18 protein-coding genes are annotated in these 17,870 nt (G+C 73.5%); 11 read left to right on the top strand and 7 right to left on the bottom strand.

The window, feature by feature from the left end; translation table 11 throughout:
- Positions 1 to 82: 82 nt before the first annotated feature.
- The 3 genes from IE305_RS12855 to IE305_RS12845 all read left to right on the top strand — a co-directional run bounded on the left by IE305_RS12855 (position 83) and on the right by IE305_RS12845 (position 3,257).
- Complete coding sequence (locus tag IE305_RS12855) at positions 83 to 634, top strand: Uma2 family endonuclease (RefSeq protein WP_190129875.1); 552 nt, start codon at positions 83 to 85, stop codon at positions 632 to 634.
- Positions 635 to 910: 276 nt separating this feature from the next.
- Positions 911 to 2,266 (top strand): NAD(P)-binding domain-containing protein, encoded by a 1,356-nt coding sequence (locus IE305_RS12850; protein ID WP_373311604.1) that lies wholly within the window; start codon positions 911 to 913, stop codon positions 2,264 to 2,266.
- Between the two features lie 16 nt (positions 2,267 to 2,282).
- A complete protein-coding gene (locus IE305_RS12845) occupies positions 2,283 to 3,257 on the top strand; it encodes an L-threonylcarbamoyladenylate synthase (RefSeq protein ID WP_190129874.1) in 975 nt (324 codons plus the stop codon).
- A 19-nt stretch (positions 3,258 to 3,276) separates the two neighbouring features.
- On the opposite strand, the gene IE305_RS12840 is transcribed toward IE305_RS12845, so the two are convergent.
- Both IE305_RS12840 and IE305_RS12835 read right to left on the bottom strand, forming a co-directional pair.
- The gene (locus IE305_RS12840; protein WP_004939886.1) at positions 3,277 to 3,918 is read right to left on the bottom strand and encodes a carbonic anhydrase; all 642 of its coding nucleotides are present in this window, start codon (positions 3,916 to 3,918) and stop codon (positions 3,277 to 3,279) included.
- A 100-nt stretch (positions 3,919 to 4,018) separates the two neighbouring features.
- On the bottom strand, positions 4,019 to 5,110 hold the full coding sequence (locus IE305_RS12835) for a bile acid:sodium symporter family protein (RefSeq protein ID WP_004939883.1): 1,092 nt from the start codon (positions 5,108 to 5,110) through the stop codon (positions 4,019 to 4,021).
- 94 nt (positions 5,111 to 5,204) lie between these two features.
- Between IE305_RS12835 and IE305_RS12830 the strand changes: the two genes are divergently transcribed.
- A complete protein-coding gene (locus IE305_RS12830) occupies positions 5,205 to 6,047 on the top strand; it encodes a COG4705 family protein (RefSeq protein WP_004939882.1) in 843 nt (280 codons plus the stop codon).
- Here IE305_RS12830 and IE305_RS12825 read toward each other — a convergent pair.
- The 4 genes from IE305_RS12825 to IE305_RS12810 are packed head-to-tail and all read right to left on the bottom strand — an operon-like array spanning position 6,028 to position 9,442.
- Positions 6,028 to 7,404, bottom strand: a complete 1,377-nt coding sequence (locus IE305_RS12825; RefSeq protein ID WP_004939880.1) for a sensor histidine kinase — start codon at positions 7,402 to 7,404, stop codon at positions 6,028 to 6,030. The two genes, IE305_RS12830 and IE305_RS12825, sit on opposite strands and share 20 nt — an antisense overlap.
- On the bottom strand, positions 7,401 to 8,063 hold the full coding sequence (locus IE305_RS12820; RefSeq protein WP_004939877.1) for a response regulator transcription factor: 663 nt from the start codon (positions 8,061 to 8,063) through the stop codon (positions 7,401 to 7,403). Before IE305_RS12820 ends, IE305_RS12825 begins: the two co-directional genes overlap by 4 nt.
- Before the next feature lie 9 nt (positions 8,064 to 8,072).
- Positions 8,073 to 8,768: a phosphatase PAP2 family protein gene (locus IE305_RS12815; protein ID WP_004939876.1), complete on the bottom strand. Its 696-nt coding sequence runs from the start codon at positions 8,766 to 8,768 to the stop codon at positions 8,073 to 8,075.
- The gene (locus tag IE305_RS12810) at positions 8,765 to 9,442 is read right to left on the bottom strand and encodes a DedA family protein (RefSeq protein WP_040887897.1); all 678 of its coding nucleotides are present in this window, start codon (positions 9,440 to 9,442) and stop codon (positions 8,765 to 8,767) included. Before IE305_RS12810 ends, IE305_RS12815 begins: the two co-directional genes overlap by 4 nt.
- A gap of 116 nt (positions 9,443 to 9,558) precedes the next feature.
- Between IE305_RS12810 and IE305_RS12805 the strand changes: the two genes are divergently transcribed.
- The 3 genes from IE305_RS12805 (at position 9,559) to IE305_RS12795 (ending at position 11,636) form a co-directional block, all read left to right on the top strand.
- Positions 9,559 to 9,930 carry a BlaI/MecI/CopY family transcriptional regulator gene (locus IE305_RS12805; protein ID WP_004939872.1) on the top strand — a complete coding sequence of 124 codons (372 nt, stop codon included), beginning with the start codon at positions 9,559 to 9,561 and terminating at the stop codon, positions 9,928 to 9,930.
- The gene (locus tag IE305_RS12800; protein ID WP_004939870.1) at positions 9,927 to 10,859 is read left to right on the top strand and encodes a M56 family metallopeptidase; all 933 of its coding nucleotides are present in this window, start codon (positions 9,927 to 9,929) and stop codon (positions 10,857 to 10,859) included. Before IE305_RS12805 ends, IE305_RS12800 begins: the two co-directional genes overlap by 4 nt.
- Positions 10,860 to 11,015: 156 nt before the next feature.
- Positions 11,016 to 11,636, top strand: coding sequence for a phosphatase PAP2 family protein (locus IE305_RS12795; protein WP_004939869.1), 621 nt, complete (start codon positions 11,016 to 11,018; stop codon positions 11,634 to 11,636).
- A gap of 111 nt (positions 11,637 to 11,747) precedes the next feature.
- Here the strand turns inward: IE305_RS12795 and nicT are convergent, their stop codons facing one another.
- The gene (nicT, locus tag IE305_RS12790) at positions 11,748 to 12,788 is read right to left on the bottom strand and encodes a Nickel transporter NicT (protein WP_004939867.1); all 1,041 of its coding nucleotides are present in this window, start codon (positions 12,786 to 12,788) and stop codon (positions 11,748 to 11,750) included.
- Positions 12,789 to 13,235: 447 nt separating this feature from the next.
- On the opposite strand from nicT, the gene IE305_RS12785 reads away from it, so the two are divergent.
- From IE305_RS12785 to IE305_RS12770, 4 genes are read left to right on the top strand one after another with little or no spacing between them, the layout of a single operon-like run.
- On the top strand, positions 13,236 to 13,841 hold the full coding sequence (locus IE305_RS12785; protein ID WP_004939865.1) for a hypothetical protein: 606 nt from the start codon (positions 13,236 to 13,238) through the stop codon (positions 13,839 to 13,841).
- The gene (locus IE305_RS12780; protein WP_040887933.1) at positions 13,841 to 14,503 is read left to right on the top strand and encodes an ABC transporter ATP-binding protein; all 663 of its coding nucleotides are present in this window, start codon (positions 13,841 to 13,843) and stop codon (positions 14,501 to 14,503) included. Before IE305_RS12785 ends, IE305_RS12780 begins: the two co-directional genes overlap by 1 nt.
- Positions 14,503 to 15,219, top strand: a complete 717-nt coding sequence (locus IE305_RS12775; RefSeq protein ID WP_004939861.1) for an ABC transporter ATP-binding protein — start codon at positions 14,503 to 14,505, stop codon at positions 15,217 to 15,219. Before IE305_RS12780 ends, IE305_RS12775 begins: the two co-directional genes overlap by 1 nt.
- Positions 15,216 to 17,861 (top strand): FtsX-like permease family protein, encoded by a 2,646-nt coding sequence (locus IE305_RS12770; RefSeq protein ID WP_190129655.1) that lies wholly within the window; start codon positions 15,216 to 15,218, stop codon positions 17,859 to 17,861. Before IE305_RS12775 ends, IE305_RS12770 begins: the two co-directional genes overlap by 4 nt.
- Positions 17,862 to 17,870: the final 9 nt, after the last annotated feature.

Here is a 17,870-nt window from a genome sequence, read left to right as displayed (position 1 = left end):
CGTACAAGCCTGCTCGGCTACCGGGCCCGCCTAGACTGGGCGCGGGAGGTGTGTGGTGACCGTTACTGAGGACCGGCCGCAGATGCTGGCCGAGGAGTTCGAGCGCATCGCCGCCGCCGCCGAGCGCGAAGGCGTCCGGATGGAGTTCATCCACGGCAGGCTGGGGGTCAAGGCGGTGCCGGACGGCGACCACGACGAGATCATCCGGTGGCTGATGGAGCACTGCATGCAGCACCGCCCCGACCTGTGGCTCTACCCCGAACGCGGCCTGCGCGTCGAGCAGTACCGCAAGGGCCACGCCAAGCCGGACGGTGCCCTCGCCACCAAAGGGGCGTTTGCCGGACAGGGCGAGTGGGCGGATCCCGGCCAGGTCCTGATGGTCGTCGAGGTCACCTCGTACGACAGCGACACCGACAAGCGTGACCGGGAAGAGAAGCCCGTCGCCTACGCGCAGACCGGCATCCCCCTGTACCTGCTGATCGACCGGGACACCTGCGAGACCCTCCTCTACACCGAGCCCGACGGCGGCACCTACGCCAGTCTGCTCCGCCGCCCGTTCGGCCGCACTGTCCATCTGCCCGAACCCGTCGGCTTCGACCTCGACACGGAACCCCTGAAGGACTGGGTGCGCTGACCCGGCCCGCGCCCGGCTCCACCGGACGCTTCCGGCCCGGTCGGTCCCACCGTGACGGCCCAGCAGCCGATCACAGTACTGATCAAGGCGCGGCCCGTGGAGCACGCAGGAAGAGGGCCGTGACGAGGAGGTCGGCGGTGAGGGCCGGGCGGCACTCCGGCCTGGCTCCCGCCCCGGGCGGACAAGTCGGTGCGGGTCTGGCGATAGTCCAGCAGGGCACTCCCACCCGGGGGCACACTGGGCCTTCGGGGGAGGCGCATGCGGCGTTGTGAGCGTATGCGTCCGACCTGGTCTGTCCGCGTCCGGGGAGAGTATGGACCGAGGGTCGGGGGTTGGATGACTCAGGTGGTTCCTTGGCGCCGTGAGCTGCGTGGGGTGGGGCGGCATGGTCCTGTGGTGGTGATCGGTGCGGGGCCGTACGGCCTGTCGGTGACCGCACATCTGCGTGCCTCGGGGGTGGATGTACGTATCTTCGGGGACATCATGGGCAGTTGGCGGCATGCCATGGCCACGGGCATGTTCTTGAAGTCGACACCGCAGGCGACGGACCTGTCGGCACCCGTACCCGGGGGGACGCTGGCCGACTTCTGCCGGGCCGTGGGTGGGAGCGTGCTGACGGAGCTGACGCCCATCCCGTGCGCGACCTTCGTCCGGTACGGCATGTGGTTCACCGAGCATTACGTCGGCGAGGTGGAAAACACCCGCGTCCGGACCGTCGAGCGGTCACGCACCGGCTACCGGGTCTGTCTGGAGGGCGGCGAGGAAATCGGTGCGGCAGCCGTGGTCGTGGCCACGGGACTGGGCGCGCTCGCCCATATTCCTCCCCGGCTTCTTCCCCTGGCACCGCGCGGACCGGGACCCGACGCCGCGCTGTCCCACACCAGCCAGCACACCGACCTCTCACGCTACGCCAGGCAGCACGTGGCCGTGGTGGGCGGTGGCCAGTCCGCCCTGGAAAGCGCGGCCCTCCTGCACGAAGCAGGCGCCGACGTCCGTGTTCTCGTCCGCAGTCCCCGGATTCGCTGGGGTGACACTCCGGTCCCGCACCGCCCTCTTCTTCAGCGGGTCATCAAGCCGTCCTCACCACTCGGCACCGGCTGGGCCCTGGCGACCGTCTGCCACGCGCCCCACGCGGTACGTCGTCTGCCGGCTCCTTCCCGGCTTCTGCTCCACCGGCGTGCCCTGGGGCCGTCGGGTGGGTGGTGGCTGCGCGAGCGCGTCGAGGGCGTCCTGCCCGTGCACTGTTCCCGCCACATCGTCCACGCCCACCTCCGCGGCGAGCAGGCACACCTCACGCTTGCGGGCGCGGGAGAAGGTCCGCCGAAGCTGTGCGTCGACCATCTCCTGGCCGCCACCGGCTACCGCCTCGACCTGGAGGCCCTGGAGTTTCTCTCGCCGGTCCTGCGCCACCGGCTCGACCGAGTCCCCGGCTCGCGGGCCCCCCGCCTGACCGCGGCGTTCGAGTCCTCCTTCCCGGCCCTGTACTTCACCGGGTCCCTGGCAGCCCCCACCTTCGGCCCGATGCTCCGCTTCGTCGCCGGTACCGCCTTCGCCGCGCGCCGCATCACTGCCCACCTGACCGGGCGCGCCCCCCACCACGGGCGGTCGGGGGTGGCGGTACGGCGGCAGTGAGAAGATTGCGAGGGTGATGGTAGTAACCAGTGATATCGAGAAGGCGGCCGAGGTGCTGCGCGCCGGGGGCCTGGTGGCCCTGCCGACGGAGACCGTCTACGGTCTGGGCGCCAACGCTGAAGATCCTGCCGCGGTCGCGCAAATCTTCCAGGCCAAGGGGCGCCCGCCCACTCACCCGCTGATCGTCCACATCGGCGGCGCGGACCAGCTGGACGAGTGGGTCGAGGAGGTGCCGGCGACGGCGCGCCTGCTGGCCGAGCACTTCTGGCCGGGGCCGCTGACGCTGGTCCTGCGGCGCGGCCGACGGGTGCCTCTCGAAGCCACGGGTGGCCTGGAGACGGTGGCTGTGCGGGTGCCCGACCACCCTGTCGCGCTCGCCCTGCTGGCGGCCTTCGGCGGCGGCATCACGGCTCCGTCCGCGAACCGCTTCGGCTCGGTCAGCCCCACGACGGCGGACCACGTCCGGGCGGAGCTCGGTGACGCGGTCGGCTTCGTGCTGGACGGCGGCCCGTGCGGCGTCGGCGTGGAGTCGACCATCGTCGATGTCACGGGCGACGTCCCGGGCATCCTGCGGCCCGGCGGCGTCACCCGCGAGGACCTCGAAGCGGTACTGGGGCGTCCGGTCACGGTCCCCTCCGCCAGCCACGTCCGGGTGCCGGGCCAGCACCCCTCCCACTACGCGCCCCGTGCGCGGGTCGTCCTGGCCGAGCCGGAGAAGGCCGTTGCCGAAGCCGAGCTCGCACAGCAGAGGGGACACCGGGTGGGTCTCCTTCTTCCCCCCGCCCTCGCCGGCGCTCCGGTGAAGGCGCACGCCGTCGTGACGGTCCCCGCCTCGATGCCGGCCTACGCGCGCGGGCTGTACGGGCTCCTGCGCGAGTTCGACCGGCGCGGGTGCGACCTCGTCATCGCGTCACTGCCGGCCGAGGAGGGCCTGGGGCTCGCGATCGCCAACCGGCTCCGCCGCGCCGCGGGACCCCGGCTCTCCCCGTGACCGTTCACGGCCAAAGCGGTCAGGACGCGGTGGCGGCCGCCGCGTCCAGGCCGTGGGCCGCGACAAGCCGTGCGCTGCCGTCGGCCAGGCGGTAGGACAGGCCCACCACGGCGGCGCGGCCGGCGGCGACCTTCCCGGCGAGGGCGCGGGAGCGGTCCAGCAGCAGGTCGGCGGTGTGCTTCACGTGCTCTGCCAGGATCTCGTCGGGTTCCACTCGCCCGGCCGCGCGGGCTGCCAGCACGCTGGGGGTGACCCGTTCGACGACGTCCCGTACGTAGCCCGTGGCGGGCACACCGTCCTCCAGCGCGGCGCAGGCGGCCCCGACCGCACCACAGGAGTCGTGGCCGAGCACCACGACCAGCGGGCAGTCCAGTATGCCGACGCCGTACTCGATGCTGCCCAGCACCTCCGGCCCCAGCACGTGCCCGGCCGTGCGCACCACGAACAGGTCGCCCAGGCCCCGGTCAAAGATGATCTCTGCGGCCAGGCGGGAGTCGGAGCACCCGAACAGCACCGCGAAGGGCTGCTGGCCCGGCGCGGTCTCGGCGCGACGGGTGGCGTCCTGGTTGGGGTGTTCGGGCCTGCCCGCGACGAAGCGCCCGTTACCGGCCATCAGCAGCGCGAAGGCGCCGGAGGGCGTCAGGGTCTGGATCTCGGTCATACCCGCAGCCTACGAGCCGGTACCTGCCGCACGCACTGCCTGGTCCTGGCGGAGCACGCCGTCTCGGGCCGCTGCGCATCCGGCGGGACACGCTTGCCGGTCACGCTGCCGCCGCGCCGTGCACCGGCTCCCTGACGTGCCCGGGCCGTTCGCGGACGATGCGGCCGGCGGCCAGTTTCTGCAGCAGGCCGTAGGCGAGTACGGGCAGCAGCAGGTAGGGCTTGTCAGGGAGCGTGGTGGTGATGAGGACGGCGCTCGCGCTGCTGTTGTTCATGCCGCAGGCGAGGGTGAGGGACGACCCGGTGGACGGTTCCAGGCGCAGCAGCCGGGCTGCGAGGTGCCCCAGGGTGAAGGAGAGCGCGCACACCACCGTCGCCACGGTCAGCGCGGCGGCGAGGAGGAGGGGCCGGGGCTGGCGGAAGAAGGAGCCGAGGGCGCCGCTGGCGTTGACGTAGGTCAGGAGCAGTGAGCCCCACAGTGCCGCCATCGGTGTCGCGTGCAGCACGGGCCTCGACGAGCGGGCCGGCAGCAGCATTCGGCACAGGATGCCGGCGCCGCAGGGCAGCAGGACGGAGGTGAGGGCGAATCCGGGGCCGAAGGTGTGGGCCGCCTGGTGCAGTGATGCCGCGTAGTCGCCGCCCAGCAGGGGGGACAGGGCGGTCATGGTCAGGGGGATGGTGAAGGGGCTCAGCAGGGTGGAGGCGAGGACGAGTCCGACCATGACGGGCTGGTCGGCGTTGCCCTTGCCGGTCCAGACGGTGGCGCCGGCCGCCACGGGCATCGCGACGATCAGGATCATGGCGGTGACGAGTCCGCTGCCGCCGTCGGTGTCGGGCGAGGTGTGCAAAGCGATCGCGACGGCGGGGATGACCAGCAGTGGGGCGATCAGGTGCAGGGCGAGGCCGGCGAGGAGAGCCAGGGGCCGCCGCAGTAGCCGGCCCAGGTCGCGGAGAGGTACCTGGAGGCCGGCCGAGAACAGCACCAGGGACAGCAGCGCCGCCGGGACGCTCACCGGGAGGTGTCCGGTCGGCAGCGGAACGGTGCGGGTGTGGCGGAGCCACAGGCCGGGTCCGGGCAGCGCGACGGCGGCGAGGTACGCCGTGGTGACGGCCCGTCCGAGCCGTCGGCGCAGCCACGCCGTCAGGCGGGCCACCGGGGAGGAGACGGGCTGTCGGGACGCGTCATGGCTCATGGCGATCAGGTTCCGGTACGGGGCGCGGCCTCGCCCGGCGGATCCGGGACGTGGTCAGGATGCGTTCAGGTCGGCGGTGGCACAGTCGGGCGCCATGACCCCTGAGATCTCCGAAACCACCGAAGTACCGGACGCGCGCGTCGCTGATGGCGTGGGCACCGTCCGCCGGCTGCCGTGGAACAAGGTCCCCGAAGTCACGCTGTACTTCTGGGTGATCAAGGTGTTGTGCACAACGGTCGGTGAGACCGCAGCGGATCTGCTCAACAGCAGGGCCGGTCTGGGGCTGACGGGTGTGTCGCTGTTGATGAGCGCGCTGCTGGCGGCGGCGCTGGTGGCGCAGTTCCGGGCCCGGTCCTACCGTCCCGGTCCGTACTGGCTGGTCGTGGCCCTGGTCAGCGTCGTCGGGACGCTGATCACCGACAACCTGACCGACAATCTGGGGGTGCCGCTCCCGGTCAGCACCGGCGTGTTCGCCGTCGCGCTGACCGGAGTGTTCGCCGTCTGGTACCGCAGTGAGCGGACCCTGTCGATCCACCATGTCGACAGCGTCCGGCGGGAGGGCTTCTACTGGCTGGCGGTGCTGTGCACCTTCGCCCTGGGCACCGCGGCCGGCGACCTGGTCGCCGAGCGCGTGGACTTGGGCTACTGGCTGTCCGCCGTGTTGTTCGCCTCGGTGATCGCCGCCGTCGCGGTGGCGCGCTTCGCCCTCGGCCTGGACGCGGTGTGGAGCTTCTGGATCGCCTACGTCCTGACCCGGCCGCTCGGCGCCTCGGCCGGCGACTACCTGTCCCAGCCTGCCGCGGACGGCGGCCTGGGGCTGGGCACGGTGGTCACCAGCGGGCTCTTCCTCGCCGTCATCGCCGGCCTGGTGGTGTTCCTGACGGTGACGCGCCGGGACGTGACCGAGCGGGAACGCCTCACGCCGCGGGAAGGCTGATGACGAAGGCGGCGCCCGGGGCGTGCCGGGCGTCGTGCCGCACGTCGCCGCCGGCGGAGCGGGCCAGGCGTCGCGCGAGCGGCAGTCCGAGGCCCGCACCGCCGTGCCCGTCGTCCGGGTCGGCACGGTGACCCGGCTGGAACAGCCGATCCGTGAAGGAGCCCGGGACGCCCGGACCGTCATCGGTGATCTCGACGCACACGCTGCCGTCCGGGTGCTGCCCGGCCCTGATGAGGACGCGGAAGCGGGCGTGGCGCAGCGCGTTGTCGAGGAGGGGGCTGACGATCCGTTCCAGCAGGGCGGCGGGGACGCCCACCGTCAGCGTGTGCGGGCAGCTCACCGTCACAGTGGCCGGGCCGTCGGCGGGGACCGCCGCGGTGAGGCGGTCCAGTACGGGCAGGACTCCGGTGGTGCCGGGGGCGGTGCGGGCACTGTCGCGGGCGTCGTCGAGGAGGGTGTCGCAGATCGTCCGCATGCACTGGGCCGCGTCCGCGAGTCTGGCGTGTGTGGCCCGGGTTTCCTCGGCCGAACGGGGCCGTACCCGCCACCAGTCCAGTTCCGCGGTGATGCGGGCGAGGGGGTTGCGCAGTTCGTGCGACAGCTCGGCGGTGAGCCGCTGTTCGTGCCGCAGCACCGCGCGGATGCGGTCCAGCAGGCCGTCCAGGGAGACTCCCAGCCGCGCCAGTTCGAGGGGGCGGTCGGTGGTGCCGAAGCGTTCGTCGGAAGCGACGGCGCTCCACCGGGTGGCCTGTTCGGTCATGGTCCGCACCGGGTGGAGGGCCCGTCCGACCGCGAGGCGGGTGAGGACGTAGGTGCAGACGAGGATCGTCGCGCCCAGGGCGAGGGAGGCGAGGAGCAGGGTGTCCGCCGAGGCCCGGTAGGGGGAGAGGTCCAGGGCGGTGACGACGACGGCGCGCGGTGGAGTGTGCGGGGCGGGGTCGCCGACGGGCCGGGAACACAGGCGCAGGGGACCGTGGGCCTCGATGGTGGCGCACCTCCGGGTGCTGCCGGGTGCGGCGAGCCGGGCGGCGGCTTCGGTGAGAGTGCTGCCGGCCGGGGCCGAGGCGGGGCGTTCGAGCAGCCGGGCGCCGGCGTAGATCCACACATTCGTGTCGAGCAGTGCGTCGTCCGCCGTCTCACGCACGCGTACCGGGTCGTGGCGGGTGTCCACGGTGGTGGCCACGGCCTCGGCGCGGGTGCGCAGTTCGTCGTCGGCCTGGCGCCGCAGATGGGTGCGGGCGACGACGTTGAACAACACGGTGAGGGCCACCATCACCAGGGTCGCCGTGGCGAGGGCCACCAGCGAGAGGCGGCCGCCCAGGGTACGGGGCCACAGGGCCCCGCGGGTCGTCGTCATACCAGCCGGTGCCCGATCCCTCGTGTGGTGCGGATGGTCAGGTCGCTGCCCGCTTCCCGCAGTTTGCGCCGTAGCCGGCTCAGGTACTGGTCGAGGGTGTTGTCGCTGACACGGGCGCCTTCGGGCCAGCCGGCCCGGACCAGTTCGCGCCGGCCCACGATGTCGCCGCGGGCGGCCATGAGCGTGGCCAGCAGACGGAACTCCGTCGGGGTGAGGGCGGTGTCACGCCCGGCCACGCCGGCGGTGAAGCGGGCCGGGTCCAGCGACAGGTCCCCCGTACGGGCCGGTGCCTCCCGCCCCGCCCGCTTGATCGCCGCTCGCAGGCGGGCAGCGAGTTCCACGAGGTGGAACGGCTTGGTCAGGTAGTCGTCGCCGCCGGCGGAGAATCCGCCGAGGCGGTCGGTGAGCCGGTGGTGGGCCGTCAGGAAGAGTACGGGCGCCCGGAAGCCGTTGGCCCGCATCGCCTGGCACACGTCGCGCCCGTCCGCGTCGGGCAACCCGACGTCCAGGACCACCGCGTCGACGGCGTCACCGGCCAGGCGCAGGGCGCCGGCACCGTCCCGGGCCCCTACCGCCGTGAAGCCCTCGTCACGCAGGCCGCGCAGCAGCACGTCCCGCAGGGCGTGGTCGTCGTCGACGACCAGGATGGTGTGCCGCACCTGTCTCCTTCACCGACTCGGGCGGGGGCCGGCATCGTGCCCCGGATCCGTTCCGTTCTTCTGCGCGGGGGTGGTGAGCGCGGGCAGCCACCGGGCGGCTGCCACGACGCACGCCGCGTACCAGGCGAGGGCGAAGAGCCAGCCGCCGATGACGTCGCTGAACCAGTGGACCCCGAGGTGGACGCGGGTCAGCCCGACCGCGGCACCCCAGCAGCCGATGACCGCGACAACGAGCGTGCGGCCGGGGAACGAGCGCAGGAGTACGGCCGTGATCAGCAGCGCGGCCGTGAGGGCCGCCGTGGTGGCATGGCCGGAGGGGAACGACCACCCCGACGCGTGCGTCGCCCACTCACCGGCCGGCGGGCGGGGCCGGCCGATCAGGTGGAGCACCGCCCGCCGCAGGAGCTGCCCCGCGCCCAGGCACAGCAGGCTCGCGGCGGCAGCGATCAGCTTGCGGCGCTTCGTACGCCCCGCGATGACACCCGCCACGGCGGCCAGTACATAGGGGATCGCGCCCGTACCCGTATCGGTCAGCCTCCGTATCGCGGTCACCGCCGTGGCGGGGCGGTGACCGACGGCCCACGAGAGCAGGGCGCGGTCCACGGGCAGCGGGGAACCACCCCGTGCGGTGACGATGCCGGCCAGCAGCGCGAAGCCGGCCAGGGCCGCGAGGCCCGCCGCGGCCGCCGTACGTCGCCGGATCACTCGCCGGCCCCGCCCCGCCGCCCGGCCGCGGCGCGACGGGAGCGCAGGAGCTCGGACAGGAGCGGCAGGAGCGAGAGCACGACGATCAGCGCCACGAGGGGCAGGAGGTACCGGTCGACGCTGGGGATGGACGAGCCCAGGGCGTAGCCGGCCAGGGTCAGGCCCACCGTCCACAGCAGCCCGCCGGTCACCTGCCAGAGCGTGAACGAACGCGCCGGTACGCCCAGGGCACCGGCCATGGGGTTGAGCACCGTGCGGACCACGGGCACGAACCGGGCCAGCACGATCGCCTTGGCGATGCCGTACCGGGCCAGCAGTTCCTCCGCCCGCCGGGCTCCTTCCCGCAGCCGGGCGGAGCGGCTGCGGGCGAGCAGGGCGCCGCCGGCCTTCCTGCCGATCAGGTAGCCGCACTGCGAGCCCGTCAGCGTCCCGGCGACGGCCACGATCAGCAGGGGCGCCAGCGACAGGTGCACGCCGGTGGCCGACGAGCCGGTGCACAGCAGACCGGCGGTGAAGAGCAGGGAGTCGCCGGGCAGGAAGAACCCGACCAGCAGGCCCGTCTCGGCGAACAGCACGACGCCGACCCCGAGCACCCCGAAGGCCGCCAGGAGTGACTGGGCGTCCAGGACATTCACGGCGAGCGGCGACGCCGTGGCGAACAAAGGTGCGGACATCGTCGCGTGCCCTTCCATAATGAGGGAGCGGGCGGCCTGCACGGCACCCCGGCTGACTACAAGCATATAGACGGTCTACTGGTGTGTAGACGACGGCAGGGTGAAGGAACGTTCCCATGACGAACGCGAAGGACGAGCGCCGGCCGGCGGGCGAGCTGGAGGCCGGGGTCCTGGCCGTGCTGTGGGCCGCGGGAACCCCCCTGACGCCGGCCGAGGTGCAGGCGGCCCTCCCGCACGACCCGGCCAGGACCACGGTGACCACGACCCTGGCCCGGCTGCACGACAAAGGCATAGCCGGACGCCGGCGCCAGGGCCGCGGCTACGCCTACTTCCCCGTCCAGGACGCTCCGGGCCTGACGGCCCTGCGCATGCACAGCGAACTCGAACGGGACGCCGACCGCGAAACCGTCCTGGCCCGCTTCGTCGCCCACCTCAGCCCCGACGACGAACGTCTCCTGAGAGACCTGCTGGACGCGGAGGAACAATGACCGCCCTCCTGCTGCTCCCGCTGCTGCTCCCCCTCGTCGCGCCCGCACTGGCACGGCGCACCGCGCGGCGGCTCGCCCCCGCCCCCGCCTTGTGGGTGCTGACCCTCGCCGCACTCGCGCTGGCCGGCGGTTCACTGACCGCGCTGGGCGCCCTCGTCCTCACGGGCCTGCTGAAAGTGCCCGCCTTCGCGTCGCTCGGGGAGCTCGTCCACCCCCTGCGCACCCCGTGGGACGCCGTCGCCGTGCCGTCGGCCGCGGCGGCGGCCGGCCTGCTCGCCGTCGGCGGCTGGACGCTGACCCGCTCCGCCGTCCGGCAGGCCAGAGGGCTGCGGGCCGCCCACACCGAGGCCGCCCGCCGTCCGGCGGCGGGGGACCTGTGCATCGTCGACTCGCCGCGGCCGGACGCCTACGCCCTGCCCGGCCGGCCCGGCCGCGTCGTGATCACCACCGCGATGATCCGCAGTCTCGACGCGGCCGAACGCGAGGTCCTCTTCGCCCACGAACGCGCCCACAACACCTACCGCCACCACTACTTCCTGGCTGCGGCCGAACTCGCCGCCCACTGCCACCCGGCCCTGCGCCCCGTCCGTGACGCCATCCGGTACGCGGCCGAGCGCATGGCCGACGAAGCCGCTGCCGCCACCGTCGGCGACCGGCGCCTGACCGCCCGCGCCATCGCCCGCGCGGCCCTCGCCTCCAGCGCCCACCGCTCCGGCCGGCCCGCCGTCGTACCGGCGGCGACCGCCGGCCCCGTTCCCCGCCGCGTCGCCGCCCTCCTCACCGGCCCCCCGCCCCGGCGCCACAGGGTCACGCCGTGGATCGCCCTCCTCCTCGCCGCCTGCGCCACCGCCTCCGTGGGCGCCACGGCGACCGGCATGGCCGATCTCCACCACGAGGTCGAAGTCGCCCAGGGTGAGATCGCTCGCTGATCACAGCCGCTCCGCCCGGGCGCGTGGAACCGCCCGCCTTCCGTTATCGTCTACCGGCGTGTAGTCACCCGCGCGAGCCGACCGCACGCCGCCGCCTGCCAACGGACCGCGCCCGCGCGGGGCCCGCGCCCGTTCACACGATGGGACCCACTGACGATGACGACCGCCTCCGCTCCGCCCGGCCTCGACGGAGCCGCGATAGACGGCGGCCTCTACACCGACGTCACCGACTTCGCGCACCACACGCGCTGGCTCAACGGCGCGGTGGCCTTCTACACGACCTACGGCATCGCCCTCTTCGGCCTCCTTCTGCTCGCCGCGTGGTGGCTGGCCCGCCCCCGCGACGCACGCACCATGGCCGCCGCACTGCTCACCCCGGTCGCGGCCGTCATCGCCTACCTCGTGAACGACGGCGTCAAATCCGTCTTCCAGGAAGCGCGCCCCTGCCGGGCCCTGCCGCACGACTTCCTCATCGAAACGTGCCCTCCGGCCAACGACTACGCCTTCCCCAGCAACCACACCACCGTCGCCTTCGCCGTGGCCGCCGGCCTCCTGCTGGTCAACCGGCGCCTGGCCGCACTGGCCTGGCCCGCGGCGATCCTCATGGCCGCGTCGCGCGTCTACGTCGGCGCCCACTACCCCCACGACGTCCTCGTGGGAGCCCTCGTCGGCATCCTCCTCGGAGCCGCCGTCGTGGCCGTCACGCGCCGGCCGGCCGCACCGGTCGTCTCCCGACTGCGCGGCGGCCCGGCACGGGCACTCCTCGGAGCCGCCTGACCGGTACGACGCCGCGGTCCGGCCCGCACGACGCCGGAGACCTCGCAACCCGGTCGGGGCAGATCACGGCGCCCGTCCGGGGCCTCCGGGCGGGCAAAACTGGTCCGGGGGTCAGTCGGGGGCCGCCTCGCCGGTCTGGACGCGGGCGGTCCACTTCTCCTCGATGCGGGCGAGCCTCCATACGGCCAGGGCGATGGCCCAGGTGGCGGCGAACAGGGCGACGATGGCGAAGCCGATCGTGTTCAGGTCCAAGCCGCCGATCCAGTCCCAGAACGGCCCGTGGAGGCCGGCCTTGTCGGCCAGGAGTGCCAGGAGTTCCACGGTGCCGATCAGCAGGGCGACGGCGACCGACAGGCCGGTGACGGTGAGGTTGTAGTAGACCTTGCGCACCGGCTTGGAGAAGGCCCAGCCGTAGGCGAAGTTCATGAACGTACCGTCGATGGTGTCCAGCAGCGACATCCCCGCCGCGAACAGCACCGGCAGACACAGGATCGCGTACCAGGGCAGACCGGAGGCGGCCCCGGAACCGGCCAGGACCAGCAGCGCGACCTCGGTCGCGGTGTCGAAGCCGAGGCCGAACAGCAGGCCCAGCGGATACATCTGCCACGGCTGGGTGACCGACTTCATCATCCGGCCCAGCAGGCGGTTCATGAACCCGCGATGGTTCAGCTGCTCCTCCAGTGCCGCCTCGTCGAAGTGGCCGGCGCGCATCTGCCGGAAGACCTTCCAGAGCCCGGCCAGGATCACCACGTTGATGAGGGCGATCACGTAGAGGAACACACCGGAGACGGTCGTGCCGATCCAGCCCGTGACGTCGTGCAGCTCCGAGTCGTCGTGCTCCACCGGCCCGGCCAGGCTCTTGACGCCGAGGGAGAGCAGGAAGGCCAGGGCGAAGACGACGCTGGAGTGCCCGAGGGAGAACCAGAAACCCACCGACAGCGGCCGCCGGCCGGAGTGCATCAGCTTGCGGGTCGTGTTGTCGATCGCCGCGATGTGGTCGGCGTCGAAGGCGTGCCGCATCCCCAGGGTGTAGGCGGTCACCCCGATCCCGATACCGAAGGTCTTCGTGCCCAGGCTGTAGTGCTCCGGGGTCACGAGCACGACCAGGGTGAACCAGCCGACGGCATGCAGGGCCAGGATGACGGCGGCCATCCCACCGAGCCGCCGCCACTCATGGCGAGAAACAGCTCCTGCCGCACGTCGCCAGCGCGAAGGACGTATGCCGGGGACGGTGGAGGAACCGGTGGTCGTCACAGGGAATCCTTCCGTCGGTGGCCAAGGGACGGCACACCGTAGGCGCCGATGATTCGTACCTGCAATGCCTATGCAACAACGCCCGGAAGCAGGAGGCCACCGGCAGGCGCACAGCCGCCACCACGCGCCGGGTAGCCCGGACAACGCAACGTAATGAGCTTGCAAGCCCAACCGAGGGCCCTCGGTCACCCGGGGGCGGGGACGGTCCGTCCGGTGGCCGTTTTTTTCACCGCGCGCTTACCTCGCGCGGTGCGGGCGCTGACCGGGGGGCTCCTAGCGTGGGAGCAGAGACGGAGAACCGGAGGCGGCTTTCCGGCCGCCCGCACCGCTGTGGAGGTGCCTGTCATGCGTCGTCCGCTCGCCGCCGCCGCGGCCGGTCTGGCCCTGGTCGCCGGAGCCGGAGCCGCGGCCTGCTCCTCGTCGTCGCCCCCTTCGCACCCGCCGCCGTCATCCTCACAGCAGCAGAAGCCGGCGGATACGAATCCGCCGGGCGACATACCCGACACCCAGGCGTTCGTGCCCTGGTCGTCCCCTGACGGTGCCTTCACGGTGAAGGTGCCGGAGGGCTGGTCGCGCAGTTCTCAGGGGGCGGCGACGGTGTTCACCGACAAGTTCAACAGTGTGCGTGCCGAGCGCGTCCCTGCCACGACGGCTCCCACCGTCGACTCCGTACGCATGCGCGACATACCCGAGATCCAGGCCGGCAGCAGGCATTTCTCCCTGGTCTCGGTGACCGAGGTACAGCGCAAGGGCGGCAAGGCGGTACTCGCCGAGTACCACGCCGACTCGGCGCCCGACCAGGTGACCGGCAAGAGCGTCCCCTTGGACGTCCAGCGGTACGTCTTCTTCTCGCCCGGCAAGGGTGAGGCCGTACTGACGCTGTCCGGCGGCGTGGGGGCGGACAACGTCGATCCCTGGCGGACCGTCACCGACTCCTTCCGGTGGTCGTGATGACCGTGCCCGTACTCAGCGCCCGCTCCCTGTACCGGTTCTTCCGGGCCGGGGAGGAGGAGACGTTCGCGTTGCAGGGCGTGGGGCTGGAAGTCGGCAGCGGCGAGACCGTGGCCGTGACCGGGCCGTCGGGCTCGGGGAAGACCACCCTGCTCAACTGTCTGGCCGGTCTCGACGAGCCCGACGGCGGCACCGTGACCGTCGCCGGTGAGCGGCTCAGCCACCGGCCCGAACGCGAGCGGAGCGGCATCCGCGCACGGCACATCGGGATGGTGTTCCAGTCGGGCAACCTGCTGGAGCACCTCACCGTGCGGGACAACGTCGCGCTCGTCCAGCGGCTGGTGGCCGCGCGGACCCGGGTGCCGCCGCAGGAACTGCTGGAGCGGACGGGCATCGCGCACCGCGCGGACGCACTGCCACGCCAGTTGTCCGGAGGGGAGGCGGCTCGTGCCGGTCTTGCCGTCGCTCTCGCCAACGCGCCGGAGGTGCTGCTCGCCGACGAGCCGACCGGTGAGGTGGACGGAGAGACCGAGCGGCGGCTGCTGGCCCTGCTGCGCGAGCGGGCCGCCGACGGCACGGCGGTCGTCGTGGTCACCCACAGCCGGGCCGTGGCGGCGGTCGCCGACCGGGTGCTGCGGCTGCGGGACGGGAGGTGGACGTGATGGGCGCCGTGGCCCCCGCCGTGGGCGTGCCGCTGGTCCGCTGCGAGAACGCGGCCCGTACCTACGGCCGCGGGCCGGCGGCCGTGGTCGCGGTGCACAGTGTGACCTGTTCGGTGCCGCCCGGCGCCCGCGTCTGCGTGGTGGGACCGTCGGGTTCGGGCAAGTCCACCCTGCTGCACCTGATGGCGGGCCTGGACCGGCCCACGACGGGCCGGGTGAGTCACCCGGGGCTCGGCGGGGAGGACGCGCGGGGGCTCGCCCGGCATATCGGCGTCGTCTTCCAGGGCCCGAGCCTACTGCCCCCGCTCACCGCCGCCGAGAACGTCGCGCTCCCCCTGCGGATCGACGGCGTGCCGGGGGACGAGGTCGCGTCCCGCACGAGGGCGGCCCTGCGAAGCCTGGACCTGGAGCCGCTGGCCGGCCGGCTGCCGGACGACCTGTCGGCCGGGCAGGCCCAGCGCGTCGCGGTGGCCAGAGTGCTGGCACGTGGGCCCGCCCTCGTGCTGGCCGACGAGCCGACCGGCCAGCTGGACCGCGCCACGGGCCGTCAGGTACTGACGGTGCTGCTGACCGCCGCCGCCGAGCTGGGGGCGGCGGTCCTGGTGACGACCCACGACCCGCTCGTCGCCCGTGCCCTGGACATCCGCTGGTACATGGCCGACGGACGGCTGGTCCAGCCGGAGGCCCGGCCGGAGAGGGAAGGGGACCCAAGGTGATCAGGATATGGCTGTCCGGTCTGCTGCGCCGGCGCGGCGGACGACTTCTCGGAGTCGCGGCCGGCGTGGCCATGGCCGTGGCGCTCCTGGCGGCGCTCGGCGGTTTCCTCGGTGCGACGCGGGCGACGATGACCGCCCAGTCCGTGCGCGGGGTCGTCGTGGACTGGCAGGTGCAGACGGTGAGCGGCACCGACACCCGAACGGCGCTGACCACGGTGCGGAACGTCCCGGGCACCCGGACGGCCCTGCCCGTCGGATACGCCGGCACCAGCGGCCTGGCCGCCACCGCCGCGGGCACCTCCCAGGCCACCGGCCCCGGCGTGGTACTGGGTCTTCCGGACGGGTACGGCGCGGCCTTCCCCGGCGAGATCCGGGTGCTGGCCGGCCGCGGCAACGGGGTGCTGCTGGCGCAGCAGACCGCCGCGAACCTCCACGCGGCCCCGGGCGACACGGTGACCGTCGGACGCGCCGGACTGCCGCCGGTGAAGGTCCGGGTGGACGGCGTGGTGGACCTGCCCCACGCCGACTCGCTCTTCCAGAACGTCGGCGCACCGCCGCAGTCGCAACCGACGGCACCGCCGGACAACGTCGTGCTGCTGCCCCAGGGCCGCTGGCACGCCACCTTCGACCCGATGGCCAAAGGCCGCCCCGATCTCGTCCACGACCAGATCCACGTGCGGCGCAGCCACACGCTGCCGCACGACCCGGCATCCGCGTACGTGGCGGCGACCGGCAGCGCGCACAACGCGGAGGCGCGGCTGGCCGGGACCGCGGTCGTCGGCGACAACCTGGGCGCCGTGCTGGGCGCGGCCCGCTCGGACGCCCTGTACGCGCAGACGCTCTTCCTCTTCCTCGGCGTCCCCGGCGCGCTGCTGGCGGGCGCGCTCACGGCGGCGGTTGCAGGATCGGGGGCTCAGCGGCGGCGCCGGGAGCAGTCGCTGCTGCGGGCGCGCGGTGCCCCGGCGGGGCGGCTCCTCGGCCTGGCGGCCGTGGAGGCCGTGGTCGTGGCCGCCGCCGGCGGGGCGGCGGGACTGGGCATCGCGGCGTTGCTGGGCAGGGTGGCCTTCGGCACGGCCGGCACGTTCGCCGCCGACTGGGCAGTGGCCGCGATCGTCGCGGGGGCGGCCATCGCGGGTGCCACCGTCCTGCTGCCCGCCCGCCGGGACCTCAAGGCGTCCACGGTCGTCGCAGGGCGCACGGCGGTGGAGCACCGCTCCGTGCCGCGCGCCGCGTGGTGGGTACTGGCCGCCGGGCTGCTGCTGGGGTCGCTGGCGGTGTTCCGGGTCACCAGCCGTACGAATTACGCCCTCGTCCTCGCTCCCGAGGGCACGCCCACCCTGTCGGTGGACTACTGGGCGTTCGCCGGGCCCGCGCTGCTGTGGGCAGGCGGAGCGCTGCTGGCCTGGCTGGTGGCGGACCTGGTGCTGCGGCGCGGCCGGCCGGTGCTGGCGCGGCTGCTGCGTCCACTGGCGGGGCCCTTGTCCGGGACGGTCGCGGCGAGCCTGTCGCGGCAGCGCGGCACGGTGCTGCGGGGCGTGGTCCTGCTGGCACTGGCGACGGCGTTCGCCGCCTCGACGGCCGTGTTCAACTCCACCTACCGCCAGCAGGCCGAAGTCGACGCGGTCCTCTCCAACGGCGCCGACGTCACCGTCACCGAATCCCCCGGCTCCACCACGAGCGCGGCGGACGCGGCACGGGTGGCGGCGCTGCCCGGGGTGCGGCGGGTGGAGCCACTGCAGCACCGCTTCGCCTACGTCGGCCCGGATCTGCAGGATCTGTACGGGGTCCGGCCGTCCACCGTCGTGGCGGCGGGCAGGCTGCAGGACGCGTACTTCTCCGGCGGCACCGCCCGGCAGGTGATGGACCACCTGGCCCGTCAGCCCGACGGGCTGCTCGTCAGCGCCGAGACAGCCAAGGACTTCCAGCTCAACCCCGGCGACCAGGTCAGCCTGCGCCTCCAGGACAACCGCACCCACCGGCTGCGGCCCGTCGTCTTCCACTTCGCGGGCGTCGTCAAGGAATTCCCGACCGCCCCCAAGGACAGCTTCCTGGTGGCCAACGCCTCCTATGTCGCCCGTGCGACCGGGAACGACACCGCCGGCACCCTGCTCGTCGACACCGGCGGCACCGGACAGCAAGCCGTGGCCCGGCACGTCCGGGCAACGCTCGGCCCCACCGCGCACGTCTCGGACCTGCCGTCGGCCCGGACGGTGACCGGCTCCAGCCTCACCGCCGTGGACCTGAGCGGTCTCACCCGCGTCGAACTCGGCTTCGCCCTTGCCATCGGAGCGGCGGCGGGCGGCCTCGTGCTCGCCCTCGGCCTGGCCGAGCGGCGGCGCACCCTGGCACTCGCCTCCGTACTGGGCGCCCGGGGGCGGCAGCTGTCCGGGTTCGTGTGGAGCGAGGCGGGCCTGGTCGCCACGGCCGGCGCGGCCGCCGGCGCCGTACTGGGCTGGGCCCTGTCCGAGATGCTGGTCAAGGTCCTCTCCGGCGTTTTCGACCCGCCCCCGTCGGCCCTCGCCGTGCCGTGGGACTACCTCGGCGCCCTGGCCGCGGCCGTAGCGGCGGCCCTGGCGGTGGCCGCCTGGACGGCGGTGCGGCACGCCCGGCGGCCACCGCTCACGGAGCTGAGGGAGCTGTGATCCCGAACA

Origin of the sequence: Streptomyces mashuensis (assembly GCF_014654785.1) — a bacterium.
Classification (GTDB): domain Bacteria; phylum Actinomycetota; class Actinomycetes; order Streptomycetales; family Streptomycetaceae; genus Streptomyces; species Streptomyces mashuensis.
Note: the sequence above shows the minus strand (reverse complement) of the source record. Positions and strands in the feature narration are given on the sequence as shown.

Bases quoted from the DNA above. Each gene is read 5' to 3' on its own strand.
- IE305_RS12855 (WP_190129875.1), top strand. From the start codon at position 83: ATGCTGGCCGAGGAGTTCGAGCGCATCGCCGCCGCCGCCGAGCGCGAA.
- IE305_RS12850 (WP_373311604.1), top strand. From the start codon at position 911: ATGCGTCCGACCTGGTCTGTCCGCGTCCGGGGAGAGTATGGACCGAGG.
- IE305_RS12845 (WP_190129874.1), top strand. From the start codon at position 2,283: ATGGTAGTAACCAGTGATATCGAGAAGGCGGCCGAGGTGCTGCGCGCC.
- IE305_RS12840 (WP_004939886.1), bottom strand. From the start codon at position 3,918: ATGACCGAGATCCAGACCCTGACGCCCTCCGGCGCCTTCGCGCTGCTG.
- IE305_RS12835 (WP_004939883.1), bottom strand. From the start codon at position 5,110: ATGAGCCATGACGCGTCCCGACAGCCCGTCTCCTCCCCGGTGGCCCGC.
- IE305_RS12830 (WP_004939882.1), top strand. From the start codon at position 5,205: ATGACCCCTGAGATCTCCGAAACCACCGAAGTACCGGACGCGCGCGTC.
- IE305_RS12825 (WP_004939880.1), bottom strand. From the start codon at position 7,404: ATGACGACGACCCGCGGGGCCCTGTGGCCCCGTACCCTGGGCGGCCGC.
- IE305_RS12810 (WP_040887897.1), bottom strand. From the start codon at position 9,442: ATGTCCGCACCTTTGTTCGCCACGGCGTCGCCGCTCGCCGTGAATGTC.
- IE305_RS12805 (WP_004939872.1), top strand. From the start codon at position 9,559: ATGACGAACGCGAAGGACGAGCGCCGGCCGGCGGGCGAGCTGGAGGCC.
- IE305_RS12800 (WP_004939870.1), top strand. From the start codon at position 9,927: ATGACCGCCCTCCTGCTGCTCCCGCTGCTGCTCCCCCTCGTCGCGCCC.
- IE305_RS12795 (WP_004939869.1), top strand. From the start codon at position 11,016: ATGACGACCGCCTCCGCTCCGCCCGGCCTCGACGGAGCCGCGATAGAC.
- nicT (WP_004939867.1), bottom strand. From the start codon at position 12,788: ATGGCCGCCGTCATCCTGGCCCTGCATGCCGTCGGCTGGTTCACCCTG.
- IE305_RS12785 (WP_004939865.1), top strand. From the start codon at position 13,236: ATGCGTCGTCCGCTCGCCGCCGCCGCGGCCGGTCTGGCCCTGGTCGCC.
- IE305_RS12780 (WP_040887933.1), top strand. From the start codon at position 13,841: ATGACCGTGCCCGTACTCAGCGCCCGCTCCCTGTACCGGTTCTTCCGG.
- IE305_RS12775 (WP_004939861.1), top strand. From the start codon at position 14,503: ATGGGCGCCGTGGCCCCCGCCGTGGGCGTGCCGCTGGTCCGCTGCGAG.